Below are 26,092 nucleotides of genomic sequence, written 5' to 3' on the forward strand. Positions count from 1 at the left end.
AAACGTTTTATTTTACTTTCGCCATTGCTGTACTGCTTTGCCCTCCTAGAGCCCCCCCTAGCAAAAAGCGGCCCGCAGGCCGCTTTTCGTTAGCATGGCAGGGCGTATCAGCCCAGCCATACGCGGGCATTACGGAACAAGCGTAGCCAAGCGCCGTCCTCCGTCCATTCAGCCGGACGCCAGGAGTTAGTGACCGCACGGGTCACCCGCTCTGGGTGAGGCATCATAATGGTGACGCGGCCATCCGGCGTGGTGAGGCCGGTGATCCCTGACGGCGAGCCGTTGGGGTTAGCCGGGTAGCGGGTCGTTACCTGGCCGTAGTTATCGATATAACGCAGCGCTATCTGACTACTGGACTGCATACTGCGCAAGTGTGCAGTATCGCGGAACTCGGCACGCCCTTCGCCGTGAGCCACCGCAATCGGCAGCTTAGAGCCTTCCATACCGGCCAGCAGAATCGATGGGCTTTTCTCTACCCGCACCATCGCCACGCGAGCTTCAAACTGCTCGGACTCGTTACGCTCAAACGCAGGCCAACTTTCAGCGCCCGGAATCAGTGATTTCAGCTGCGAGAGCATCTGACAACCGTTGCACACGCCCAGCGAGAAGCTGTCATCACGGGTGAAGAAGTTGGCAAATTGCTCACGGGCACGCTCATTGAACAGCACCGATTTCGCCCAACCGCCGCCTGCACCTAGTACATCGCCATAAGAGAAACCACCGCAGGCGACAAGCCCTTTGAACTCATCAAGGGAAACACGCCCTTCAAGGATGTCGCTCATGTGTACATCCACTGCGTCAAAGCCTGCTTTGTGGAACGCCCAAGCCATCTCGACTTGGCCATTCACGCCCTGCTCACGCAGCACGGCAACAGCGGGCTTGGCAGTGTTAATAAACGGCGCACTGATATCATCATTAATATCAAAGCTAGGCGCAGCGCTTAGGCCAGGGTCACGGACGTCCAGCAGATTATCAAATTCGTTCTTGGCACATTCGGGGTTATCACGCAGCGCCTGCATGCGGTAGCTGGTTTCCGCCCAGGTGCGCTGGGTCAGTTGGCGGGTGGTTTCCAACAGTGGCTCTTCAAACAGCGTTACCCGCACCTGGTCGTCATAACGAGGGCGCGCAATAACACCGCATGTTTCGATACCTGCCACCGCAAACTGAGTGAGCACTTCTTCTGTGTGCTCACGGCTCACCTGGATGACCGCGCCTAACTCTTCGGAGAACAGTGCGTTGAAAGCTTCCACCGGCTCGTCAATCAGCCAATCCAGTTTAATCTCAAGGCCCGCGTGGGCCGCAAAGGCCATTTCCAGCAGCGTCACTAGCAGGCCACCATCGCTACGGTCATGGTAGGCCAACAGTTTGCCGTCGCGGTTGAGCCCCTGAATGACTTCGAAAAACGCTTTCAGGTCTTCTGGGTCATCAACATCAGGACACTCGTTACCGACTTGACCATAGACTTGCGCCAACGCAGAGCCGCCTAAGCGGTTTTGGCCATTCCCCAGGTCAATTAGAATCAGGTCGGATTCGTCTTGGTCTAGGTTGATTTGCGGCGTTAACGTCGCCATTGCATCGGTGACCGGCGCGAACCCAGTTACCACCAGCGAAAGCGGCGATGTAATGCTCTTTTCGTCAGCACTGTTTTCGTCAGCCTCATCACTTTCCTGCCAAGCGGTGCGCATGGACATGGAGTCCTTACCCACCGGAATGGCAATGCCTAGCGCCGGACACAGCTCCATACCGACGGCGTGCACAGCGTCATACAGCGCTTGGTTTTCACCAGGATGGTCAGCGGCGCTCATCCAGTTCGCTGAGAGCTTAATATCCGACAGCTTGGCAATAGGCGCAGCGGCTAGGTTAGTAATCGCTTCGGCAACGGCTAGACGGGCGCTGGCAGCAGGGTTAATTAATGCTACCGGTGGACGTTCGCCCATTGCCATGGCTTCACCAGCGTGGGTGTCGAAGCTTGCGGTGGTAACGGCAACGTCGGCCACCGGCACTTGCCAAGGGCCAACCATCTGGTCACGGGCGACTTGACCAGTAATTGAGCGGTCGCCAATGGTAATCAAGAAGCTTTTCGATGCTACCGTAGGTAGGCGCAACACCCGATCCATCGCTTCGCGTAGATCTAGGTTATCGAGCATAACGCCAGACAGCTCAGGCGTTTGACGTTCAAACGAGCGCGTCATTTTCGGCGGTTTGCCAAACAGCACGCTCATCGGCAGATCGACCGGTTTGGTATCAAAATGGCCGTCGCGCACTTCCAGGTGATGATGCTCCAGGGCCTCGCCAACGACCGCATAGGGGCAGCGCTCGCGCTTACACAGGGCGTCAAAAGTATCCAGGTCTTCAGGGGCAACGGCCAGCACATAGCGCTCTTGGGCTTCGTTGCACCAAATTTCCAGCGGGCTCATGCCCGGCTCGGCGTTAGGCACTGCGCGCAGATCGAACACACCACCGCGATTGCCGTCTTTGACCAGCTCCGGCAGGGCATTGGAAAGACCGCCGGCGCCTACATCGTGAATAAAACGAATCGGATTTTGATCGCCCAGCGCCCAGCAGCGGTCGATGACTTCTTGGGCGCGACGCTCAATTTCTGGGTTTTCTCGCTGCACCGAGGCAAAGTCCAAGTCCGCGCTAGACTCGCCAGAGGCCATGCTAGACGCGGCGCCACCGCCCAAACCGATCAGCATGGCTGGGCCACCCATCACGATGAGCTTGCCACCAACGGGAATTTCACCTTTTTGCACATGGTGAGCACGAATATTGCCATAACCACCGGCCAGCATAATCGGCTTGTGGAAGCCACGACGTTCTATGCCATCGTCGCTCAGCGTATCCTGCTCATAGGTGCGGAAGTAGCCCGTCAGGTTAGGACGGCCAAACTCGTTATTAAATGCGGCACCGCCGATAGGGCCATCCAACATAATTTGCAGCGCTGACTGCATACGCTCAGGCTTGCCGTAGTCAAAGGCTTCCCAGGGCTGCACAAACTCCGGGATACGCAGGTTAGAGACGGTAAAGCCTGACAGACCCGCCTTCGGCTTACCGCCGATACCGGTCGCCCCTTCATCACGTATTTCACCGCCAGAACCGGTCGCTGCGCCTGGGAATGGCGCAATCGCTGTGGGGTGGTTGTGGGTCTCCACCTTCATCAAAATGTGGATCGGCTCTTGATGGGCATCATAGCTTGCCCGCTCGCCCTCAGCGCCGACCAGAGGCGTGGGGAAAAAGCGCCCACCATGACTTCCTTTGATCACCGCCGCGTTGTCGCTATAGGCCGAGAGCACATTATCTGGCGACGTCGCAAAAGTGTTTTTAATCATTTTAAACAGCGAATGACTCTGGGCTTCACCGTCGATAACCCAGTCTGCGTTAAAGATTTTATGGCGGCAGTGCTCAGAGTTGGCCTGAGCGAACATCATTAGCTCGACATCACTAGGGTTGCGGCCAAGCTCAACAAACGCAGCCACCAGATAGTCGATTTCATCGTCGGCAAGCGCCAGCCCTAATTCACGGTTGGCGGTTGCCAACGCTTCGCGGCCGCCTTCCAAAATATCAACACTGCCCAGCGGGGCAGGTGCGTGATGGGCAAACAGTTTGACCGCATCAGCGACGTCAGCCAGCACGTTCTCTGTCATACGGTCATGCAGCAGCGCACTGACCGCTTCCAGGTCGTCGCTAGTTGGTTCGCCGCTCAGCGCCACCCGGTAATCGACCCCACGTTCGATGCGGCTGATTTGATGCAACCCGCAGTTATGGGCAATATCGGTTGCTTTAGAGGACCAGGGAGACTGGGTACCCAAGCGAGGCACTACCAAAAAGCGCAGGGCGTTTTCCGGTACGTCTTGGCTAGCGTGGCTTCCATAGTCAAGCAGCTGGGCCAAACGCTCTTGGGCGGCGTCATCCAGCGTGTCTTGGTGATCAATGAAGTGGACGTAATGGGCGGACAGCGCCTCCACCTCGGGAACACGTTCACGCAACACCGTTAGCAGCCGTTCATGGCGGAAGGCAGAAAGGGCAGGTGCGCCTCGCAGTTCGAGCATATCTGGGAGCCTCTAAAGCAGGAAGAGTTCGTGCAGGAAATCAACAGGCCGCAGCGCGGCCCTCTTTAATGACACTAATAGGGGCTATGATACTGGAAAGCGGCGGCCACACGAAATCAACAAGGTGACAGCGTCACTCAGGCTGGGTATCGTGGCAGCCTGTTTCATGCCGACAAGACGCCATGCTGACGTTGATTTGCCGACATTTTATGAAGCGTTTACACGCTTATTTCGCAGTGACTGCCACGCTTTTCCTAGTGTTAGTTCCGCGCGTCTCTTCGCAGCTGCCCGGTGAACATTTAGCTCAGATCACTGCAAAAGATTTTATTACTATTCATACCCGTAATACGCCCACCACCTATTACGAAGGCCGCCAAGGCCCCACAGGCTTTGAATATGAATTAATGCATCGGTTTGCTGACTACCTAGGCGTTAGCCTAAACCTTAATGCCAGCCATCACCCTGAAAGCGTGCTTCCTGCGGTGCGAAAACAAGGTGACCTGGGCGCTGCAGCATTGCCACTGCTACCCGACTCGCCTGGTATTCATTACACTCGTTCGATTATTCAAATGCAGCCGCTGGTGGTCTATCGTCGCGGCTTGAACGGTATCAACGGACCGGAAAATCTAGTTGGCTTGGAACTGGGCACGCTGAGTGAAGCAGGCACTAGCCAAGCGCTTCTTGCTTTGCAACGCGATTACCCAAGCTTAAGCTGGAAAGAGTCCCATGAACTTGAAGTGGCAGAGCTGCTGGCGCGGGTGGAAAACGGCACGCTGGATGCGGCCGTTATTTTTGATCACCAGTTTCGTCTCAACCGGCTTTTTTTTCCTAACGTCGAACGCGGCTTCTTCTTAGGTGAGCCACTGTCATTAACCTGGGCGGTTCCCAGTGGGCGCGGGCTGGGGTTATTGGACGCAGCCAACCAGTTTCTTCAAGAGCTGCAAGAAAATGGTACGTTGGAACAGTTAGTCAGCCGTTATTTTGGCCATGATGACTATCTAGAGTACGTCGGAACACGCACGTTTTTAGCCCATCTTGATGAACGACTGCCCACCTATACCGAGCTCTTCAAAGAAGCTGCTCGAAGCACTGGCTTTGACTGGAAGCTGTTGGCGGCCGTAGGCTATCAAGAGTCTCACTGGGACCCCGACGCCGTCTCTCCTACCGGCGTACGCGGCCTGATGATGTTGACTAACCCAACCGCCAAAGAGATGGGCATTGCCGATCGTACAGATGCGGCTCAAAGCATCGACGGTGGCGCACGCTATTTACGCAGTATTAAAGATCGCCTACCAGAAAGCATTGTCGGCAATGATCGGCTCTACATGGCGATGGCAGCCTACAACGTGGGACTTGGGCACTTATACGATGCCCGTAAGATAGCTGAAATGCGCGGCGGTGACCCAAATAGCTGGCAGGATGTACGCGCAGCGCTACCCTTACTTCAGCAACGGGAGTGGCACAGCCAAACTCGCTATGGCTATGCGCGCGGCGGCGAGCCTGTCATCTATGTGCGCAATATTCGTCGTTACTACGAGATGATTGAGTACGTTGAGCGCAGTCGTCAGCAATTTTTCCAGTTGGAACAGACATTAGTTAGCGACGAGCCGCTGTTACTCTTTGATATTATTCCGCCAGTGGAATAGGTCACGATGACGAATCCTAGCGCTTTTATCCACAGAGGATAGCGGCACCTTAACGCTGCGTAATGGATTCACGTTTTGTAGCAAAAAATTGCTTTAGCAGCTTTTTAGCTGGCGCTGCCAGCACGCCTCTGGTCACTGCCACTTGGTGATTGAACCACGGCTGAGCAAGCAGATTGGCTTTTGATTCAACCATCCCTGTGCGCGGCTCTGCTGCACCATAGACCAAGCGCGCTAACCGAGCATGAACCATGGCCCCTGCACACATCATGCAGGGCTCAAGCGTCACAAACAGCGTACAGCCTTCTAAGCGATAGTTACCTAGCTCCTGCCCGGCCTCTCGCAACGCGCGAATTTCTGCATGACCACTGGGGTCGCAGCTCGCTACCGGTGAGTTTCGCCCTGCGCCTATAATGGTTCCCTGGGCATCAACGACGACAGCACCCACCGGCACTTCTCCTTCGACAAAAGCAAGATGTGCCTGATCGAGCGCACGGTGCATATAAAATTCATCGCTGCGTATCAAAGCAAACTCCGCTAAGGTAGAAAAAACGATCGTTTTAATTGTGTGATAGCCGCATAAATATCTTCGCCATCATCAGCGGCAAAACAGACAGCACCAAGGATACCGAGAATGAACGATGCGCTGAAGTCACTGGTAAGTTTACTAGAACTAGAAATGCTTGAAGAGACACTATTTCGCGGCCAAAGCCAGGACTTAGGCTTTCCTCAGCTATACGGCGGTCAGGTATTGGGCCAAGCACTGGCAGCCGCCGCCCGCACAGTGCCCGATGAACGCCGACCACACTCCCAGCATGGCTATTTTCTGCGTCCCGGCGACCCTCATCGCCCGGTAGTCTACCAAGTAGATACCATTCGCGACGGCGGCAGTTTTACGACTCGCCGCGTCACCGCCATTCAAAAAGGACGACCAATCTTTTTCTGTAGCGCCTCATTTCAAAGCGATGAAACGGGCATGAGCCACCAGCGCGCAATGCCCACCGTGCCTACGCCGGAAGCATTAATTGAAAGTGGCGACGTTAAACACGCGCGCTTTCCAGGACACCCTATCGAATTTCTGCACTTGAAGGGCAATCCAGATAATGCGTCACCTGCAGGCCAGTGCCTATGGTTTCGCTTAGCAGGCGGCACGCTGCCTGATGATCCAGCACTGCATCGCCACTTGCTCTCCTATGCTTCAGACTTCAACCTGCTAACCACTGGGTTGATTCCCCACGGGGTCAAATACACCGACCCTAAACTGCGCATTGCCAGCTTAGACCATTCTCTTTGGCTACACGAAGATACCCGTTTGGATGACTGGTTACTGTATGTGATTGACTCTCCCTGGGCAGGCAGCGCCCGCGGGTTAGCCCGTGGCCATATTTACCGCCGTGATGGGCGTTTAGTGGCCTCTAGCGCTCAAGAGGGATTGGTACGCTACCCTTCTCATTAATTACACACACCAATTACATACACGCTAAAAACACCAACGCCCGCAATTAGCGGGCGCGGGTGACACATCAGCAGATAATTAACCTACTGATTTACCGTAAACGTCATTGATGGTTTTCAGCGGATAGTGGGCAGGATAAGGCTTACGTGCCACGCCAGAATCTACCGCTGCTTGAGCCACTGCAGAGGAAACTCGGTCTAGCAAGCGAATATCGACGGGCGTCGGGATAATATACTCACGCCCAAAGCTCATTTCAGTGCGCTCGTAGGCGTCTAACACTTCCTGAGGAACGGGTTCACGGGCTAGATCCTTCAGGGCGTGGACCGCTGCCAACTTCATGGCTTCATTAATACGTGTCGCCCGAACATCCAAGGCTCCCCGGAAAATAAACGGGAAACCCAACACGTTGTTTACTTGGTTCGGATAATCCGAACGGCCTGTCGCCATAATCACATCAGGACGTGCTTCACGAGCCACAGCGGGATGAATCTCCGGGTCGGGGTTTGTACAGGCGAAAATAACCGGATCTGCGGCCATTTTTTTCACTTGTTCGGCAGAAAGAAGCCCAGGGCCGGAAAGGCCAATAAATACATCAGCGCCATCGATGGCATCGTCTAGCGTGCGCATGTCGGTAGCACGGGCGAACTCCGCCTTGTACTCATTAATACCGTCACGGTCAGTGTGAATGACTCCACGGCGATCCAGCATCACTAGGTTTTCTTTGTTAGCGCCACAAGAGACTAACAAACGCATACAGGCAATTGCCGCAGCGCCCGCACCCATACAGACAATTTTTACATCTTCAATACGTTTACCCGCGATATCCAGCGCATTCAGCATGCCGGCTGCGGTTACAATGGCGGTGCCGTGCTGATCATCGTGGAATACCGGAATACTGCAGCGATCAATCAAGGCTTTCTCAATTTCAAAACACTCAGGCGCTTTGATATCTTCCAGGTTAATACCACCCCAAGTGTCCGCAATACGCGCAACTGTATCGATAAACGCCTGCGGACTTTCAGCATCCACTTCGATATCAACAGAGTTAATGCCTGCAAAGCACTTGAACAGTACGCCCTTACCTTCCATTACCGGCTTACTGGCCAGCGGGCCAAGGTTGCCCAGACCCAAAATGGCGGTCCCGTCGGAAATAACAGCAACCAGATTGCCTTTACCAGTGTAGCGATAGGCATTTTCCGCTTCACGAGCGATTTCGCGAACCGGCTCAGCAACGCCAGGGCTATACGCCAGCGCCAGATCACGCGCGGTAGCCGTGGGTTTGGTTAACTCCACAGATAGCTTACCGGGAATCGGTTTAGCGTGATAATCCAAAGCCGCTTGCTTATTTGCATCTATCATGGTCAAGGTCCAATCAGCCTAAAGTAGAAAAGTCACTCCAGAATATAGAAAAAACCTATGCGTCTCAAGCACGTAGTAAACTTTGCAGAAAAACAGTCGTTTTAACTCTGTTTCCTTCATGTTCGTAACTTTTCAGCGTTATTTGCTGCAACTTATGCATAAACACACCAGCCATAAAGGTTTGCTTATTGATGCAACGCATTATTTTATGGAAATAAATTCCACTAAAATCTGCAAAAAAACCAACTTTTCAACAGGGTAGGTTGTGCAGAAACGCTTGTGGAAAAATAGGTGTTAAAGCACCTAGTAAAATTTGCTGCCAATAAATCGCACAATACGCATTGAATGTATATGTGAACCGAATGCTTATGGAGACCAGGCCGGTATCCAACACGGCCCCCTTCTAAACCCACTTATGGCAAGCTTAACTGACAAGCATTACACCTCAAGGTGCCATTTTTCGTATAGCCCACGTCTATACAGCTAAACAAAAGCGTTACCATTATTTAGCGCTGTGAATTTTCGTGCATTAAACGACTCTGCGCTCTTCTGCCGCGTCTTAATCACTTTTTCTTGATAACCGTGTAAGGTTGGTACAAGAACAGCCACTCACTGGCATTGCTAAACATATATCGACGCGGATGAGGCTATGCCGACACCAACTGAGGCACGTTTACAAGCACTGAAAAATGCCCTGCAACAGGCGGGTATTACCTACCAAACACTCTCGCTGATGGCGGACACCGGCTTGGCCCACGACCATATCTGGATTCACCGCACCGGCAATGACTGGGTTGCTCGGCTTCCCAAACAGAGCCAGATGGATCTGGGCCCTGCCGATAACCTGGCCTATGAAGCCGCCTGCTATAAGCGCGCCAGCGCCGGTGACCATGTACCGCACCTGCACGGCATTCTGCCGGTAAGCGAGACGCTGCCCCGTGGCGGCCTGGTGGTCGACGCCATCGAAGGCCGGTTGGCGCAACTGCCGGAAGATCTCCCTCGCATCGCGGAAGCGCTGGCCAGTCTTCACAAACTGCCGTTGCCCGCGCAGACAGCGCCGCTGCTGGCCCCCAACGACCCCTGGCAGGCGATGCGCGAGGAGGTCAGCCGCCAGGCCGAATGGCTGGACAAGGCCGACCTGAACCCGGACACCATCGCGCGAGTACGTGACGAACTCGATGCCCTGCCGGTTACCCTGCCGGATTCAAAGCGCTGCCTGATCAGTTTTGATACCCACCCCGGCAACTTCCTGATCACTCAGGATGGCCGGGCCGTGCTGGTTGATCTGGAAAAGGGCCGTTATGGCCTGCCGGGGATTGATCTAGCTCACACCTCGCTTTACACCTCAACCACCTGGGATGTGAACAGCCAGGCTGTGCTCACCCACGACCAGGTGATTGAGTTTTATCGCCGCTGGCAGGCGCACATGGGCCAATCGCCCAGCGCACAAACCCTGATCGCCTGCCGCCGGGCCACCTGGTTATGGTCGCTGACCTGGTGTGCCAAGTGGCGCGCCCAGCATTTACACAGCAAAGATGCTGAGCACCGCGGCCAGGACTGGTCGGCAGAGCTGACCGATGCCAGCGTGATTGCCCATGTGCGCGACCGGGTCGAACACTATCTATCGCCAGCGGCCATCGAACACGTTCACAACGAACTGCTGCACCTGCAAACGACGCTCTAGCACCTGATTTTTACGAGGCTCATGATGAAATCAAGACCCCTACTCTCGGCGGTTATCGCCACGGCCATGCTGGCTCTTTCACTGCCCGGCGCACTCCCTGCTGTGGCCGCACCTGCCCCGGATAACTGGCAGAAGGTGCTGGAAGAGGCCAATGGCCAGACCGTCTACTGGAACGCCTGGGGCGGCGATGCGCGCACCAACCGCTATATTGCCTGGGTCGCCGAACAGATGCAGGCAGACTTCGGGGTCGAGGTAGAGCACGTCAAACTGGACGACACCAGCAGTGCGGTGGCACGGGTGCTGGGAGAAAAACAGGCCGGTAATGATGACGAGGGCAGTATCGATCTGATCTGGATCAACGGCGAAAACTTCGCCGCCATGCGCGAACAGGATCTGCTGTTCGGGCCCTTCGCCGATACACTGCCCCACTTTGCCCTGACCGACCCGGACAACAACCCGGAAGTGGTCACTGACTTCACCCTGCCCACTGACGGCTACGAATCCCCCTGGGGCAAGGCGCAGATCACCTTCTATTATGACAGCGCCCAGGTGGACGCACCGCCCCAGAGCATTGACGCCCTGCTGGAATGGGCTAAGCAAAACCCTGGCCAGTTCAGCTACCCGCGGATTCCCGACTTTACCGGCAGCACCTTCCTGAAACAGGCGCTGATCGAACTCAGCGACCAGGACGATGCGCTTTACCAGCCGGTGGAAGATAGCGACTTTGCAGAAATCACCGCGCCGCTATGGGCCTATCTGGATGAGCTTCATCCCCACCTGTGGCGCAGCGGTCGCAGCTTTCCCGATTCCGGCCCCAACTTGCGCACCCTGATGAGTGATGGCGAACTCAGCCTGGCGTTTTCCTTCTACCCCACCGATGCGGCTGTGGCCGTCATGGAGTATGAACTGCCTGAAAGCGTGCGCAGCTATGTGCTGGAAGATGGCACCCTGGGCAACGTTCACTTTGTAGCCATTCCCTACAATTCACCCCACAAGGCAGGCGCCATGGCGCTGGCCAACTTCCTGCTGTCGCCCGAGGCCCAGGCAAGAAAGCAGTCGCTGGACATGTGGGGCGACCGCAGCGTGCTGGCCATCAGCCAGCTCGACGACAGCGACCAGGCCCTGTTCGAGCAAGGCGAGCAGCACCCCTCAGCGCTGCCGGTGGATGCACTTTCCAACACCCTGGCCGAACCTCACCCCAGCTGGATGACCGCGCTGCAGGACGCCTGGCTTGAGCGTTATGTTGTCAACTGATAGGGGTGTCAACTGATGATGGTGTTAACTGATTGATGCTGCGGTATGTGCCGATACTGATGATTGCCCTGCTGGTGATCCCGGTCACCGCGGGGCTGGGCATGGTATTGCTGCCTGCTTTTGGCTATCTGCCGGTGCTGGGTGGCGAGCAGTTGAGCCTGGCGCCCTGGCAGGCCCTGTTCAGCCAGCCGGGGCTATGGCGCTCGGTGGCTTTCAGCTTTACCAGCGGCCTAGCTAGCACGGCGCTGGCCCTTTTGATCGTGGTGCTGTTTCTGGCCGCCAGCCAAGGCACCTGGTTGGATCGCAGCCTACGTCGCCTGGTCTCACCCCTGCTGGCGATTCCCCATGCTGCCGTGGCCTTTGGTTTTGCCTTTCTGATCGCTCCTTCCGGGCTGATGGCCCGGTTGATTTCCCCCTGGCCGTCCGGTTGGCAAAGCCCGCCAGATGCGCTGATTGTCAATGACCCCTGGGGGCTGGCATTAACCTTTGGCCTGGTGCTCAAGGAAGCGCCCTTTCTGCTGCTGATGAGCCTAGCGGCACTGCCACAGCTGCAGGCTGACAAGCGCCTGCAGCTGGCGCGTTCACTGGGTTATGCCCCGACCATTGCCTGGCTGAAAGTGATCCTGCCTTCGCTCTACCCGCTGATTCGCCTGCCGGTGTATGCCGTGATAGCTTATGCCACCTCGGTAGTGGATATGGCGCTGATACTCGGCCCACGGCTGCCCTCGACCCTGAGTGTCTCGATTCTGGGCTGGTTCAACGACCCAGATATCACTCGGCGCTTTATGGCGTCAGCGGCCGCAGTACTCCAGCTTGGCGTCACCCTGGCCGCCCTTATCGGCTGGTGGCTACTGGAACAGCTGATCTGCCGATGCAGCCGCCACTGGCTAACCAACGGCAGCCGCCGCCGTGGCGCGGCAACGCTAACAGTGGCAGGCCGTGGCAGCCTAGCCTTGACCAGCCTGAGCGCCCTTGCGGCTTTGGTGGGCCTGGCGCTGTTTTCAGTAGCCGGTTTCTGGCGCTTCCCGGAGTTTTTGCCCCAATCCCTGGTCCTCGATCACTGGCAGCGCAGCGCCGCCATGCTGGCAGCGCCCCTGGTCACCACTGGGGTGATTGCACTGGTCGCCACCGGCCTGGCCACCCTGCTGGTAGTTGCCGCGCTGGAAAACGAACAGCGCCAGCACCTTCATCCACGCCGGGCACTGTGGCTGTTATATTTACCCCTGTTGGTACCGCAGATCGCCTTTCTGTTCGGCCTGGTGGTGGCCGCGGAACAGATCGGCGTTCGCCCTCAGCTGTCGTTGGTCATCGCCGGCCATGCACTCTTTGTACTGCCCTATGTCTATCTCTCGCTGGGCGAGTCTTACCGGCGCTTGGACCCACGCTGGTTGCAGATAGCTCAGTCGCTAGGCGTCTCCCGCAACCGGGCATTCTGGAAGGTTCGCCTGCCGCTGCTGCTGGCGCCACTGCTGACGGCAGTGGCGGTCGGCCTGGCGGTGAGCATCGGCCAGTATCTGCCGACTCAACTTCTTGGCGCAGGAAGGGTCACAACGGTAACCACCGAAGCCGTCGCTTTGGCCTCTGGCGGCAACCGTCGGCTGATCGGCGTCTGGGCGCTGGTACAGGCAGGCCTGCCGCTGATCGGCTTTATCATCGCCCTGACGCTACCCCGCTGGCTAGGTGCTCCCCAGCGAGGATCAGCCCGTTAACCGTATGCTTATCAAGGATTTCTGTGAACAACGCTGCGACTGAATCACTGACTCTGGAAGAGGTCTGCATCCACCTGGCGGGGCAAGCATTGCTGCAGGTCAACACCCGGATTGCACCCGGCGAGGTGCTGACGGTGATGGGGCCTTCCGGCTCGGGCAAGTCCACCCTGCTAGCCTTTGTGGCAGGCTTTCTGGATAGCGCCTTTGACGCCCAGGGCCAGGTGCGGCTGGGTGAGCAGAATCTGTTGACCTTGCCCGCCGAGCAGCGCGGCATTGGCCTGCTGTTTCAGGACCCGCTGCTGTTTCCGCATTTAAGCGTGGCGGGTAATTTGCGCTTTGGCCTCCCCAAGCGCACTCACAATAAGCAACAACAGATCGCCCAAGCGCTGGAGCAGGTCGGGCTGGCAGGCTTTGAAAACCGCGACCCGGCGACCCTTTCCGGTGGCCAACAGGCCCGAGTAGCGCTGATGCGCTTGTTGCTATCACAACCCCGCGCCGTGCTGCTGGATGAGCCGTTTTCCAAACTGGACACCGCGCTGCGCCAGGAAATGCGCGCCCTGGTATTTGGCCAGCTGCGCAAGGCGGGCTTGCCTACCCTGCTGGTCACCCATGACGAAGCCGATGCCGCCGCTGCCGGAGGGCCGATCATTGCCCTTGGCTAACCCAGACGCTGACACGCCGACACTCAGCATTATCATCCCCATGCTCAATGAAGCAGCTGACATTCAGACCGCCCTGGCGCCGCTGCAAGTGCTACGCGAAGCTGGCACAGAGATCATTGTGGTCGATGGTGGCAGCAGTGATAACAGCGTGGCGCTGGCCACCCCGCTGGCAGATGCGCTGTTGATCAGCGACCCCGGCCGAGCCCGACAGATGAATCTGGGGGCCGAACACGCCCGCGCAGCGGCGCTGGTGTTTTTACATGCCGATACCCAGCTTCCCGCAGGGGCTGTTGAACTGATCACCCAGGCGCTTAACACCCACTGCTGGGGGCGTTTTGATATTCATCTGGAAGGCCAGAGCCGCTGGTTACCCCTGGTCAGCCGGATGATGAACCTGCGCTCGCGGCTGACAGACATTGCCACCGGCGATCAATGCCTGTTTATCCGCCGCACAACATTCAACACCGTTGGCGGCTTTCCCGATCAGCCGCTGATGGAAGATATCGAGTTAAGCAAACGGCTAAAGGCACTTGCCTCCCCCAACTGCCTACGCACCAAAGTGATAAGCTCAGGCAGGCGCTGGGATAAGTTCGGCGCCTGGAAAACTATTTGCCTGATGTGGCGGCTACGTTACCGCTACTGGCGTGGCGTCAGCGCCAGCCAACTGGCCAAGGAGTATCGTAATGCCCGTTAAGCCATCCGTGCAGCCCCATTTACATCTGCTGGCCAAAGCGCCACTGCCTGGACAGGCGAAAACGCGCTTAATTCCTTACCTGGGGCCAGAAGGTGCGGCGCAAGCCCATGCCACCATGGTTCGCCACTGCGTTGCCACCGCCTGCCAAGCACTGGGATCGCAGCACGTCACACTATGGACTTCCTTAGAGCATCAGCATCCGCTATTCATGGAACTGCAGACACACTACGGGATAGCACTTGCCGCTCAACAGCAAGGTGATGTGGGAATGCGCGTTCGTCACGCACTTAATAGTACACAAGGTGCGTCAATGGTGATGGGCACTGATTGCCCAAGCATCACCGTTGCCATGCTTAGGCGGTGCAGTTCAGCACTTGAAAACGTACCGGTTGTGATTCTACCCGCCGAAGACGGCGGTTACGGACTGATCGGCACTCATAACGACTGCCCTAGCTTGTTTGAGGATATTCCATGGGGAACCGAGCAAGTGCTCAAGGTCACTCGTCAGCGGCTTGCCGCGCTGGGCCTGGACGCCGCTTTTCCCGATACCATGTGGGATATTGACCGACCGGAAGATTGGCAACGCTGGCAACAAGCGCTGAAGCACGCAAACAGCATGTAAGGATTCCGCTCTTTACGTCACTGTTACTGAACGAATGTTCTGTTTCTAACACCACCTTGCCCCAACGGAGCCTGCCATGAACCGTCAGCGCCTGATGATTATCGCCCTGCTGCTACTGGCCGTGTTCGGCTTTTACGTGAGCGGTGCTCACACGTTTTTTACCTTGGAAACTCTGCAAGCCTATCGCAGCGATTTCCAGACAGCATTTCAGCAATCACCTTGGCAGGTTGCGGGCATATTCTTTGCAGTGTATGTCGTCATGACAACACTATCGCTACCTGGTGCAACCCTGCTAACCCTGTTGGGTGGCGCGCTATTTGGCCTTGGCTGGGGGCTATTGATTATCTCTTTTGCCAGCACCATCGGTGCCACACTGGCCTTTTTACTCTCGCGGTTTCTATTTCGCCAGCCAATTGAAAAGCGCTTTCCCAGACAGTTCGAGACGGTGAATCGTGGCGTTGATAAAGATGGTGCTTTCTATCTCTTCACCCTTCGCCTAGTGCCAATATTCCCCTTCTTTATGATTAATTTAGTGATGGGGCTAACGCGGCTTAAAACCGTCACCTTCTACTGGGTGAGCCAGCTTGGCATGCTGCCCGGCACCGTGGTTTACGTGAACGCTGGCGGCCAATTAGGTGAACTTGAAAGCCTGGGAGGTATTATTTCTCCTGGGCTTTTGGCTTCATTTGCGCTGCTGGCAGTATTTCCTTGGATAGCTCGCCGTATTGCGCTACTGGTGCAAAAGCGCAATGCCTATCGTGGTTTTAAGCGCCCGTCCCGCTTTGATTATGACATTGTGGTCATCGGCGGCGGCTCGGCGGGCCTCGTCACTAGCTACATCGGCAGCGCGGTAAAAGCCAAAGTGGCACTGGTAGAAAAGCACAAAATGGGCGGCGACTGCCTGAACACTGGCTGTGTGCCCTCAAAAGCACTGATCCGTGCCGCCCATGCCGCTCATGAAGTACGCACGGCCTCTCGCTTTGGGGTCAACGCTGGCGAGCCAGAGATCGACTTCACCAAGGTGATGGGACATATACACCAAGCCATTACTGATATTGAACCCCACGATAGCGTCGAGCGTTACACCAAACTGGGCGTTGAGGTGTATCAGGACCACGCTACCCTAACGTCTCCTTGGGAAATTAAGGTCGGTGATAAAACCCTTACCGCCCGACATATTGTGCTGGCTACCGGCGCACGCCCTCGCGTGCCATCGCTGCCTGGTATCGAGCATGCGCCAGTGCTCACTTCGGAAAATCTTTGGTCACTCACTGAGCTGCCTAAACGCTTGGTCGTACTGGGTGGTGGGGCCATTGGCTGCGAGCTTAGCCAGAGCTTTGCTCGCCTAGGCAGTCATGTCACCTTAGTGGAAGGTATGACACAGCTGCTAGGTCGAGAGGATCAAGATGTAGGCGAACACGTTGAACGCACGCTAACCCAAGAAGGCGTCAATGTAATGACCGCCGCCAATGCCTTGGAAATAAGCCAAGATGGCCCGGGGCATCAGCTGGTGGTAGAGCATAACGGCGAGCGCACCACCATTGAATTCGATTATTTGCTAGTTAGCGTTGGCCGCCAAGCCAATGTTGAAGGTTTAGGCCTGGAAGCGCTAGGTATCACCACCACTAACACAGGAACATTAGAACTCAACGAACGTCTGCAAACTCGTTTACCCAACATTTGGGCTTGCGGCGACCTAGCAGGCCCCTATCAGCTTACTCATGCGGCCGCCCACCAGGCGTGGCATGCTGCCGTGAACGCTCTGTTTGGCGAACTGAAGAGCTTTGCTGTGGATTATCGCTTTATGCCTGCGGTCACTTATCTCCAACCGGAAGTAGCACGGGTCGGGCTGAACGAAAAAGACGCCCAAGCTCAGGGCATCGCCTTTGAGGTGACCCGCTACGCCATGGCCGAAAGCGACCGCGCCATTGCCGAAGGGGCCACCCAGGGCTTTATTAAGGTGCTGACCGTTCCTGGCCGCGACAAGATTCTCGGCGCTACCATCGTTGCCGAACACGCCGGTGAGTGGCTGGGTGAATTTACGATTGCCATGAAACACGGTCTGGGTATGAACAAGCTGCTTGGCACCATTCACCCCTACCCGACTCTCGGGGAAGCGGCCAAGGCCAGCGCCGGGGTTTGGAAAAACGCCCACAAGCCTGAACGTGTTCTCACACTACTGGAACGCTACTTCCGCTGGCGGCGGGGTCATCAGAATACCCAGAAAGAGCGAGAGCAAGGAGATCAAGCATGACCCAGCTATTACTGATCGGCGCAGGCCATGCCCATGCCTTTGTGCTGGAAGCCTTTGCAGAGACACCTGACCCTGAGGTGACGATCACCGTGGTCAGCGATAGCTCCCTGGCCGCCTACTCCGGCAGCGTGCCTGCTTGGCTGGCGGGAGATTGCTCACTACGCGATACCCAGCTTGATGTCGCAGCGCTCTGCCAGCGAGCAGGCGCAACGCTGATTGAATCCCCGGTGGTCGCCCTGGATCACAAGGCACGTCAGGTCAGCCTGGCCAACGGCCAGATACTCACCTTTGACGTTGCCTCGATAAACGTCGGCTCGACGCTGGAACTCCCCGCGACCCACGGCGACAGCTTGCCCTACCTGCTGGCCATGCGCCCGTTAAGCTCACTGCATCACCGCTGGCAAGCACTGCAGGAACGTATCCAGACGTTGCCTGGTGGTTCGACCCAGCAGATCGTCAGCGTTGGCGGCGGCGCAGCCAGCTGCGAAACCCTGATGAGCGTGCTGGCCCAGCTTCGCCACCATCGCGCAGATATTGATTGGCAGGGGCATCTTCTTAGTGCATCACCCAACCTGCTCGGCGACGCTGGCTGGCTGCCCCGTCAGTTAACCTTCCGCGCTCTTAAGCGAGCCGGTATTCAGGTGCATCGTGGGCGTGGTACCGAACTGGTTGATGGAGGCGTGCAGGATGACCAGGGCCAGACTTTACCAGCAGATATCGTGCTCTGGGCCACCGGTGCGGTCGGGCATCCGTGGCTATCCAAAACCACGCTCCCTTTAAACGAAAAACGCTTTATTCCTACCGGGCGAACATTAGCGGTTACCGGCATACCTCAGCTTTTTGCCGCAGGCGACTGCGCTCAGTTTAACCCGCCGCTACCCAAAGCCGGGGTATACGCCGTACGCCAGGGGCCAGTATTAGCAGGGAATCTGCGCGCCGCCTGCCACGGACAACCCTTGGCTAACTGGCAGCCACCCAAACGGGTGCTGGCGCTGATTGGCACGGGCGACAGCCGCGCAATTGCCAGCCGCGGCCAGATCGGCTTCGCGGGGAAATGGGTATGGGAGTGGAAAAAGCGAATTGATGCGCGCTTTATAACCCGCTTCAATCCGCCCGGCGCTATCAAGCTCGATAAACACTCTTGAAGCCCATTTTTTCACGATGCTCAGGCTCAAGCGTTTAGCGAGATGACACAGCCAGCAATGTTCCGGCAGATACGAATATTCCGCCAAAAACACGGTTCTGTAAGCGCAACATCCGAGTATCTTGAAACCAGTTACGAAACCGACCAGCCAGCAAGGCATAGGCCGTCATTATGAAAACATCCACCCCTACCATGGTTGCGCCAATGATCAGATACTGTGGTAGTTGAGGGGCATTGGCGTTGATGAACTGTGGCACTAAAGCAGCAATAAAGATGACGGCCTTGGGATTAGTTAGGTTGACGAGCAAGCCTTGGCGAAACAGCTGTCTGTTGGCGGCAATGTGGAACTGGCTTGTATCAATCGGCTCAACGCTAGCTCGCCATTTTTGAATGCCCAGCCAGACTAGGTAAACTGCGCCGATGATCTTCATCACAAGAAAGGCGGTACTCGAAGCCGTCAGTAAAGCGCCCAGCCCGAGTGCGACAATACCAAGGTGAACCAACAAGGCAAGTTCTAAGCCCAAAAGTGCTCTAAAAACAAAAGAGTAACGATAGCGTAGGCCAGTTGATAACACAAGAATAGACCCAGGGCCTGGGGTAATTGCAATAACCCCAGCAGCAACCACAAAAGCAAGCCAAAGGCTTAAACTCATAGCAAAACAAGCTCCTACAACAGGCTGTCCCGATTAGCTAGATAGCGCTCAATAGCAGCAACCGTCTTATCATCAAGAATACCCAAACGCGGTCCGTCAAAATAGTCTAATTGCTCTAAACAAGACTGTAACGTACGCAATTCCATACGCATGCCTACGCGCCCCAGGTTAACCCCCACCTTACCATTACTGTACTCAAGCCGACTTAAAGCACTGTCTATTTTCCCAACTAGCTCAGCAACACTTAAATGTAATAGTTCGGAGGTTATAGGGGTTGGACGCATATTGTCGCAGCCCATCATCAAGGGTAAGAAAGCAAATAAAAACAATAACAAGTGACGCATAATGCTATTTTTCCTAAATAACAAAAGGCGCCTCCTTGCGCCTTTTATCTTTATTTTACTTTTTCGATTTCACCACTTTCTATTTTAGCCCAATACTTATTCACCTCACGCTTAACAACAGGCATTAATAGATAAATACCAATGATATTTGGAATAGCCATCGCGAACAGCATAGAATCCGAGAAGTCGATCACAGGCCCCAAACTCATGCTGGCACCAATAATGATAAATAAGCAGAAAACGAAATTGTAGGCATTCTCTTTAGCCTTACCTTCGCCAACCAAATAAGTCCAGCTTTTTAGACCATAGTAAGACCATGCAAACATGGTTGAAAGTGCAAACAAAACGACCGCAATCGCTAGAACTATCGGGAACCATGGCAGGACAGTCGCATAAGCTGCTGAGGTCAATTCAACTCCCGTTAAGTCAGTTAACAACGCACCAGAAATAATAATCACAAGCGCGGTCATTGTGCAGATCACAACGGTATCGATAAATGGCTCAAGTAGGGCAACAAAGCCTTCAGACACTGGCTCACTAGTACGAGCTGCGGAGTGAGCAATCGCTGCTGAACCTATACCTGCTTCGTTTGAAAAAGCAGCCCTTCTGAAACCTTGTATTAAAGCGCCCAGAACACCACCAACGACACCTTCACCCGTGAAAGCTCCGCGGAAAATTTCACCAAAAGCCCATCCAACCATATCAATATTGACAGCGATAATAACAAGACCAGCAATAAAATAGAGGCCAGCCATAGTAGGAATCAGCTTTTCGGTAACACGGCCAATAGATTTGATACCGCCAATAATGACACTTCCAACAACGACTGCCATAATTAAACCAAACAACCAGCCTTTACCAACCCAGAAGCTCTCAGCACCACCGGTAACATTAACAATTTGAGAATAAGCTTGGTTGGCCTGAAACATATTGCCGCCACCTAGCGCACCACCAATACAACAAATAGCGAAAACAGTCGCAAAGAACTTTCCCAAACCCCCTAGATTACGTTCTTCTCGCAGGCCACGCTCTAAATAATACATTGGACCGCCAGAAACTCTGCCATCAGGTAGTTCGTTTCGGTATTTCTGGCCAAGTATGCATTCGGTAAATTTAGATGCCATTCCCAGCAGGCCCGCGAGAATCATCCAGAAAGTTGCACCCGCTCCACCAATAGAAACAGCAACAGCAACACCCGCAATATTTCCTAGCCCAACCGTACCAGACAACGCCGTAGTCAGCGCCTGAAAGTGGGATACCTCTCCTGCATCTCCTGGTTTAGAGTAACAGCCGCGTACCAAGTCAATGGCGTGTTTAAACCCCCTAAACTGAACGAATTTAAAAAATAAAGTTGCAACAAGACCACAAATAACTAGCCACCCTACGATAAGCGGAAATTGCACACCGCCGATAGGTACCGAATAAAAAATAACATTTACAATAGGGGTAGCAATAGGTTCGAAAACACGACTAATTGCTTCATCCAAACCACCACTTTGAGCAAAAGCTTGAGAGGAAAAACCAAAAAGTACTGCAATCGCAATTATGCGGGTTAGTAGACTATGCATCTAAGAATCTCCAGCAGCTTGCACGGATCAGGGAATTAACAATTGAAATACATTCGACATAGAGAGCATTACTTTTTTAAGTAAAAAGCAACTTAGGGTACAATAGTAACTGGTACCGGTGAACTCTGAATCAACGACATACCAACACTTCCCACCAATAACTTAGTTAGCTTAGAAGCTCCCTTACGACCAACAAAAATCTGCGAATCTGGTTTATTCTTTGAAATTCTACATATAATTTCGGTAGGATTACCATGCTGAACTTCACTGGTAATCTTAACACCATCTTTACGCATCTTTTCGACAATTGGCTTGATAAACTTTTCTGCACTAGCCACTTCTTGTTGCTTACGTTCGTGGCGTTCGCGCATTTCTTCGCTAGACATAAATTTATAAGGAGACCACTCCAAAACATGCACAAGATGCACTTCAGCAGATTGATGTTTAGCACAGGCTACTGCAAAGTCTACAGCACGCTGACATGCATCTGTGCCATCGAAGCCGACAATAAAAGTCTTTACCATTTTCTTTCCTAATATTCTTTTTTTAATAAAGGAATACCTGACATAAAACCAGCAGCCAATAAAGACAGTCTGGCATCCTCCCGTAAAAGACCATAGTTGATTTTTATCGCTGGCCTTTAAACCACAATAATTCTGCCTAGAATTACTGTAAAGCAGTTTTTTCAAGTCAATAATACTTTAGCATTACGAATTGACTCGAAATTTACTAATGTTATTGTTTCAACCCAAATGGTTGAACGGTAATGACAAAAGAAACTGCAACTTCCTTAATTCTTAAGGTTTAGTTAGCAACGAAGAGCGATATTTTTTACGTTCCAGAGTGCACTATCGCAGTTCGGAAACAGTCATATAATTTCCAGAAGATGCGCCTTCGACTTTTCCAGCCGCTGGGCATGAGAATGGAAAAGGCGGATTGATGCGCGCTTTATCGCCCGCTTCAATCCGCCTTTTGAACGCTAGCTAATTGAGATCAAATACTGATCTCAAGCTTAGTTGGCTTCGCGCCAGCCGCCTAATACACGGCTATCTGGTCCAAAAAATACCAGCCTGTCGTGGTCAATCAGGTAGCGGTAGGCCGTATCGAGCATGTCGGTTACCCGCTTGGCATCTTCCATATTGGGGCAAGCCATGCGTGTCGAGGCGAGCTGGCTAAACTCGATACGTTGGTTTTCACCCAACTCCACACTGCCGGTAAATCGGTTACAACCATCCGAACCGCTCACGCTGCCGTCGCGTTCAATTTTAAAGAATGGCGTATCGGGTAACGATACCCGCTCATCGGTACCTATTAGCAGTAAATTCCAACGCTGATCGACTATCGCGCCTGATAGCGACATGCTTTCCGGCGCTGTTGTACTCTCTTGCTCTGGTGAACTGCTACACGCACTGATCAGTAGCGCGGTAGCGACACCGGCTAGCATTGCTCCAAATTTGACCGTCACTGTCTTATGCTCCTTATTGAAAATTACCAGCTTCCGCTATTTTCCATTGTCACCCATGGTTCCTGAGGCGGCAACGCATCGCCTTTTTGCAGCAGCTCAACAGAAATACCGTCGGGCGACCTCACAAATGCCATATGACCATCCCGCGGCGGACGGTTAATAGTGACCCCATTATCTTGAAGCTTTTTGCATAACGCATAGAGATCGTCAACTCGGTAAGCTAGGTGGCCGAAATTGCGCCCACCGCTATACTCTTCCGGATCCCAATTATAGGTCAGTTCAAGCTCTGGTGCGGTTAAGCGTTCAGAGCGCGCTTCATCTTCTGGGGCAGCGAGAAAGACCAAGGTGAAACGGCCTTTTTCGTTTTCTTTACGGCGTACTTCTTTTAAGCCTAAGAGATCGCAGTAAAAATTTAGCGACACGTCTAGGTCGCTCACCCGCACCATAGTATGCAAAAACTGCATGTCACTCTCCCTTCATTATTTCTGGGTGTAGTCGCTAAAAATTTCGGGCGTGCTGTTACTTCGGCTCCAACTGAGCACAGCATAATCATCCACTCGGCCTGTCTCCATGCCTGGAGAACCATGCGGCATGCCTGGCACCGTTAGCCCAACCACCTCTGGTTGCTCTTCCAGCAGTCGCTTGATATCGGATGCGGGCACATGGCCTTCAATGACATAGCCATCAATCAAGGCTGTGTGGCAAGAAGCTAGTTCTGGTGGAACGCCATTAGCCATTTTAATAGATCTTAGATCGCCATCTCGCTGATGATTCACTTCAAACCCAGCCTCTTCGAGATGACTCACCCAGTCGCTGCAACAACCACAGTTAGGGTCGCTGTGCACATCAACAGTGGGCGCTGCTAATGCGTTGAGTGAATACGCAGCAAAAAAACTGGCTACCAGACGCTTAGTTAGACGATTTTTTGACATTTAAACATCCTCCTCACAGATCTGTATAATAATATATTTATTGTTTAGTCGTCGGGGAACCCCCCAAGGAGACATTCGTGGATTCAATTACACAAGCTACTCTTGGGGCTGCCATTGGGGGTGCGGTGCTAGGTAAACGACTGGGCCGCAAAGCCGTGTTTATTGGCGCGCTGCTTGGCACACTGCCGGACCTAGACGTTGTGCTCGACTATGGCGATGCTGTGGCCAATGTGACAGAGCATCGCGGTTTTAGCCACTCGCTGTTTGTGCTAACCGGCTTAGCTACCGTCTTGGCACTGCTGTGTCATCGTTTTGCGCCTGCTCGGGATATATCCTTGGGAAGATGGTGGTGCTTTTTTGCGCTCATTTTGATCACCCACCCGCTACTGGATTCACTGACCACCTACGGCACACAGTTGTTCTGGCCGCTCGATATGCCACCTGCAGCGTGGCCTATCGTGTTTATTATCGATCCTTTTTATACCCTGCCACTATTGTTAGCACTGATTATCGCCATTGCCACAAAAAAAGTACGTAAGGCTTGTACGATCGGATTAGCAATATCCAGCCTATATTTGCTACTGGCAGCAGGCACAAAATGGAGCATTGAGCAGCGCTTAGCACCAGCATTAGCGGACGCTGGTTTGCAAGCAGCCCCTATATTGATTCAACCAACACCGTTTAATATTGCATTGTGGCGCGCCACTGTTATTGACGGAGATCGCTATTTTGAGAGTTTGATCAGCGTGTTTGATGGCCAGCGAGAGCCAATATTTGAGCCTATCAAACGCAACGTTGCACTGGAGGAAAGTGCCCTGGCAGAGCCGCTAGGACAACGGCTAGTATGGTTTACAGGTCCATTTCTGCGTTATGACACACAGTGGGTTGATGGCCAGGAAACGTTGATCGCCACGGATATTCGACTTGGCTTTCCCGGGTTTCATCCATTCAGTTTTACCCTGGCAACCCGGGATGGTGACCTTTGGCAACCAGTAGAGATTAGCGAAGAAGTAGACACATCACGCGGCCTTCGTTTTGCGACACTCTCCAGACTTGCTGTGAGAGCTACGGGCAATGTCACCGCACTATGCGCTAGCGACTTTATCGAACCCCACTGGCGTTTCGAGCCTTTCCTTTACCGCTGCTAACACACCAGTGAATTTAAAAGTTCGCACCAATTAAGGGGCAATACCCTGGCCGCAGCCTTTGTACTGCTCCCCGCCGATGGTCAATGTGACTCGGGCGGGATATGGCTGGCCTTTCATATCATCAAAACAGGCGCCTGATTCAATACGTACACGGAAAAACTGATCAGCGTTGGCATTCTCAATCACCACCCTACCCGCTTCGTTATCCATGACACTCACCATATAGGGCATCGTTTGCGTCTCGCTACCGTAGGCTGTTGTCCAGGTCATGATCGGCGCATCATGGGCAAGCTCAATCGACCAACCTGGCTCATTACCACGCCCCAAGAACATCACGCCGGGGTGATCCGCCCGTGTGGCTGCTGCTCGGCGCTGCCCCTGTCGACATTGAAGCTGACCACGCGGTGTTTCCACCTGCGCCTGATCACCACGGTTCCAGAAGCTGACCTCTCCATCCTGATAGCGCGCACCGCTTGCCACGACCGCTTCTGGTAAACGCCAGGCACCATGCAGTGACCAAAGCCGCAAATTATCGTCGTTCACCGCGGTGACCAAGTTTTGGTTGGCGGGCTGACACTCCCAGGCGTCAAAGTACGACGCGCTACCAGGAAACAGGACAGCAGGCAGTAATGGTGCACTGCTATGTACCGTTGTTTTAGACACTTCAGCAGTAGAATCAGCAGGTGTTGCCCCAGTATTTGCACAGCCTGCCAGCACAACCGAGGCAGTCAGCGCAATTAAACCAGTTAACCGATTAGGTAAGTAAGTCATGCATCCTGCTCCCTGTTGTTATCACTGTTGTTACCACTGTTGTTACCACTATTACTATTCATGCCGCTATCTTTGTGATGTTTTTCATCATCATAAACATCGTCAATGGACGCCTACTTAGCGTTCAGCGCATTTCTTCTGAATAAACAAATTCAATTCGTTTAGCGACGCTTAAATGCTTTTAAGTCCTGTTGATCAAAACTGTCAACCTGGGCTGGCAGCCCTAATTCTTCGCGTTTTAGCCTTATCTGCATTTTTTCAGCGAGACGTTCTGAATCATCATCGGTAGTACGACCGTTGAGTTCAGCGAGCTGCGTCATCCCCTGATGGTAAAACGTCACAATATCCAGCGCTACGCGATTATCTTCTTCCACTCCCCGGCGCAGTGGCTGTAGGTAACCACTAATATGGGAAAGGTGATGCTTGAGCTGCCAAACATAGCGCATTTCAGTCATCCAAGGCCGATCCTTGAGAACTGCAAACATCGCGCTAGTGGCTAATAGACCTAGAAACACACCCAGCGCATTAAGCCATAGACTACTGCCAAAAGCAGATGTTAAAAGCATTGAGAACAGTAGCCCAAAGACTATCAACTGCCCTGCCATGGCAATGCTGATCATTCGCGCCTTGCGCTGATAACTGCTAGGGTCATGCTGCTCAAGAGTGAAAACCATGGCCAAC

At 53.9% G+C, this 26,092-nt stretch carries 23 protein-coding genes; 11 read left to right on the forward strand and 12 right to left on the reverse strand.

Translation table 11 applies throughout. The annotated features are described in order from the left end of the window. Window positions 1-107: 107 nt before the first annotated feature. Window positions 108-4,049 (reverse strand): phosphoribosylformylglycinamidine synthase, encoded by a 3,942-nt coding sequence (gene purL / locus K1Y77_RS13780; RefSeq protein WP_030070360.1) that lies wholly within the window; start codon window positions 4,047-4,049, stop codon window positions 108-110. A 182-nt stretch (window positions 4,050-4,231) separates the two neighbouring features. On the opposite strand from purL, the gene mltF reads away from it, so the two are divergent. Continuing rightward, on the forward strand, window positions 4,232-5,695 hold the full coding sequence (mltF, locus tag K1Y77_RS13785) for a membrane-bound lytic murein transglycosylase MltF (protein ID WP_030070361.1): 1,464 nt from the start codon (window positions 4,232-4,234) through the stop codon (window positions 5,693-5,695). A gap of 49 nt (window positions 5,696-5,744) precedes the next feature. Here the strand turns inward: mltF and tadA are convergent, their stop codons facing one another. Then, complete coding sequence (tadA, locus tag K1Y77_RS13790) at window positions 5,745-6,215, reverse strand: tRNA adenosine(34) deaminase TadA (protein WP_264431488.1); 471 nt, start codon at window positions 6,213-6,215, stop codon at window positions 5,745-5,747. Between the two features lie 111 nt (window positions 6,216-6,326). Here tadA and K1Y77_RS13795 point away from each other — a divergent pair, with 111 nt between their 5' ends. Beyond that, a complete protein-coding gene (locus K1Y77_RS13795; protein ID WP_030070363.1) occupies window positions 6,327-7,148 on the forward strand; it encodes an acyl-CoA thioesterase in 822 nt (273 codons plus the stop codon). 78 nt (window positions 7,149-7,226) lie between these two features. Here K1Y77_RS13795 and K1Y77_RS13800 read toward each other — a convergent pair whose 3' ends face one another. Beyond that, the gene (locus K1Y77_RS13800) at window positions 7,227-8,507 is read right to left on the reverse strand and encodes a malic enzyme-like NAD(P)-binding protein (protein WP_030070364.1); all 1,281 of its coding nucleotides are present in this window, start codon (window positions 8,505-8,507) and stop codon (window positions 7,227-7,229) included. Window positions 8,508-9,156: 649 nt separating this feature from the next. On the opposite strand from K1Y77_RS13800, the gene K1Y77_RS13805 reads away from it, so the two are divergent. From K1Y77_RS13805 to K1Y77_RS13840, 8 genes are all read left to right on the forward strand, one after another. Then, the gene (locus K1Y77_RS13805) at window positions 9,157-10,191 is read left to right on the forward strand and encodes a phosphotransferase family protein (protein ID WP_264429050.1); all 1,035 of its coding nucleotides are present in this window, start codon (window positions 9,157-9,159) and stop codon (window positions 10,189-10,191) included. Between the two features lie 24 nt (window positions 10,192-10,215). Beyond that, window positions 10,216-11,445 (forward strand): ABC transporter substrate-binding protein, encoded by a 1,230-nt coding sequence (locus tag K1Y77_RS13810; protein ID WP_264431489.1) that lies wholly within the window; start codon window positions 10,216-10,218, stop codon window positions 11,443-11,445. 35 nt (window positions 11,446-11,480) lie between these two features. Then, window positions 11,481-13,154, forward strand: a complete 1,674-nt coding sequence (locus K1Y77_RS13815; protein ID WP_264431491.1) for an ABC transporter permease — start codon at window positions 11,481-11,483, stop codon at window positions 13,152-13,154. Window positions 13,155-13,177: 23 nt separating this feature from the next. Beyond that, window positions 13,178-13,816, forward strand: coding sequence for an ATP-binding cassette domain-containing protein (locus K1Y77_RS13820; protein ID WP_264429052.1), 639 nt, complete (start codon window positions 13,178-13,180; stop codon window positions 13,814-13,816). After that, window positions 13,764-14,510, forward strand: a complete 747-nt coding sequence (locus K1Y77_RS13825; RefSeq protein ID WP_264429054.1) for a TIGR04283 family arsenosugar biosynthesis glycosyltransferase — start codon at window positions 13,764-13,766, stop codon at window positions 14,508-14,510. The genes K1Y77_RS13820 and K1Y77_RS13825 overlap by 53 nt, the downstream gene beginning before the upstream one ends. Further along, on the forward strand, window positions 14,500-15,132 hold the full coding sequence (locus K1Y77_RS13830) for a TIGR04282 family arsenosugar biosynthesis glycosyltransferase (protein ID WP_030070371.1): 633 nt from the start codon (window positions 14,500-14,502) through the stop codon (window positions 15,130-15,132). Before K1Y77_RS13825 ends, K1Y77_RS13830 begins: the two co-directional genes overlap by 11 nt. Before the next feature lie 76 nt (window positions 15,133-15,208). Next, window positions 15,209-17,386, forward strand: coding sequence for an FAD-dependent oxidoreductase (locus K1Y77_RS13835; RefSeq protein WP_035536326.1), 2,178 nt, complete (start codon window positions 15,209-15,211; stop codon window positions 17,384-17,386). Continuing rightward, entirely contained in the window at window positions 17,383-18,531 is a 1,149-nt protein-coding gene (locus tag K1Y77_RS13840; RefSeq protein WP_030070373.1) for an FAD-dependent oxidoreductase, read from the forward strand. The genes K1Y77_RS13835 and K1Y77_RS13840 overlap by 4 nt, the downstream gene beginning before the upstream one ends. A 34-nt stretch (window positions 18,532-18,565) precedes the next feature. On the opposite strand, the gene K1Y77_RS13845 is transcribed toward K1Y77_RS13840, so the two are convergent. The 7 genes from K1Y77_RS13845 to K1Y77_RS13875 form a co-directional block, all read right to left on the reverse strand. After that, a complete protein-coding gene (locus K1Y77_RS13845) occupies window positions 18,566-19,183 on the reverse strand; it encodes a LysE family transporter (protein WP_264017622.1) in 618 nt (205 codons plus the stop codon). Window positions 19,184-19,197: 14 nt separating this feature from the next. Next, entirely contained in the window at window positions 19,198-19,527 is a 330-nt protein-coding gene (locus K1Y77_RS13850) for a peptidoglycan-binding domain-containing protein (protein ID WP_264017621.1), read from the reverse strand. 50 nt (window positions 19,528-19,577) lie between these two features. Continuing rightward, a complete protein-coding gene (locus tag K1Y77_RS13855; protein WP_264017620.1) occupies window positions 19,578-21,095 on the reverse strand; it encodes an alanine/glycine:cation symporter family protein in 1,518 nt (505 codons plus the stop codon). Window positions 21,096-21,187: 92 nt separating this feature from the next. After that, on the reverse strand, window positions 21,188-21,784 hold the full coding sequence (locus K1Y77_RS13860) for a universal stress protein (protein ID WP_198023694.1): 597 nt from the start codon (window positions 21,782-21,784) through the stop codon (window positions 21,188-21,190). A gap of 323 nt (window positions 21,785-22,107) precedes the next feature. Further along, window positions 22,108-22,539: an META domain-containing protein gene (locus K1Y77_RS13865; RefSeq protein ID WP_051690113.1), complete on the reverse strand. Its 432-nt coding sequence runs from the start codon at window positions 22,537-22,539 to the stop codon at window positions 22,108-22,110. A 44-nt stretch (window positions 22,540-22,583) separates the two neighbouring features. Then, on the reverse strand, window positions 22,584-23,024 hold the full coding sequence (gene gloA / locus K1Y77_RS13870; RefSeq protein WP_264429056.1) for a lactoylglutathione lyase: 441 nt from the start codon (window positions 23,022-23,024) through the stop codon (window positions 22,584-22,586). 15 nt (window positions 23,025-23,039) lie between these two features. Further along, window positions 23,040-23,492, reverse strand: coding sequence for a DUF411 domain-containing protein (locus K1Y77_RS13875; RefSeq protein ID WP_030070380.1), 453 nt, complete (start codon window positions 23,490-23,492; stop codon window positions 23,040-23,042). A 77-nt stretch (window positions 23,493-23,569) separates the two neighbouring features. Between K1Y77_RS13875 and K1Y77_RS13880 the strand changes: the two genes are divergently transcribed. Continuing rightward, complete coding sequence (locus K1Y77_RS13880; protein ID WP_264429057.1) at window positions 23,570-24,640, forward strand: metal-dependent hydrolase; 1,071 nt, start codon at window positions 23,570-23,572, stop codon at window positions 24,638-24,640. A gap of 30 nt (window positions 24,641-24,670) precedes the next feature. Here K1Y77_RS13880 and K1Y77_RS13885 read toward each other — a convergent pair whose 3' ends face one another. Together K1Y77_RS13885 and K1Y77_RS13890 are read right to left on the reverse strand one after the other, a co-directional pair. Then, window positions 24,671-25,411 carry an MliC family protein gene (locus K1Y77_RS13885; protein ID WP_030070382.1) on the reverse strand — a complete coding sequence of 247 codons (741 nt, stop codon included), beginning with the start codon at window positions 25,409-25,411 and terminating at the stop codon, window positions 24,671-24,673. A 161-nt stretch (window positions 25,412-25,572) separates the two neighbouring features. Further along, window positions 25,573-26,085, reverse strand: coding sequence for a DUF3087 domain-containing protein (locus K1Y77_RS13890; RefSeq protein WP_264429058.1), 513 nt, complete (start codon window positions 26,083-26,085; stop codon window positions 25,573-25,575). Window positions 26,086-26,092: the final 7 nt, after the last annotated feature.

The sequence above is a fragment of the Halomonas qaidamensis genome, assembly GCF_025917315.1.
Lineage (GTDB): Bacteria > Pseudomonadota > Gammaproteobacteria > Pseudomonadales > Halomonadaceae > Vreelandella > Vreelandella qaidamensis.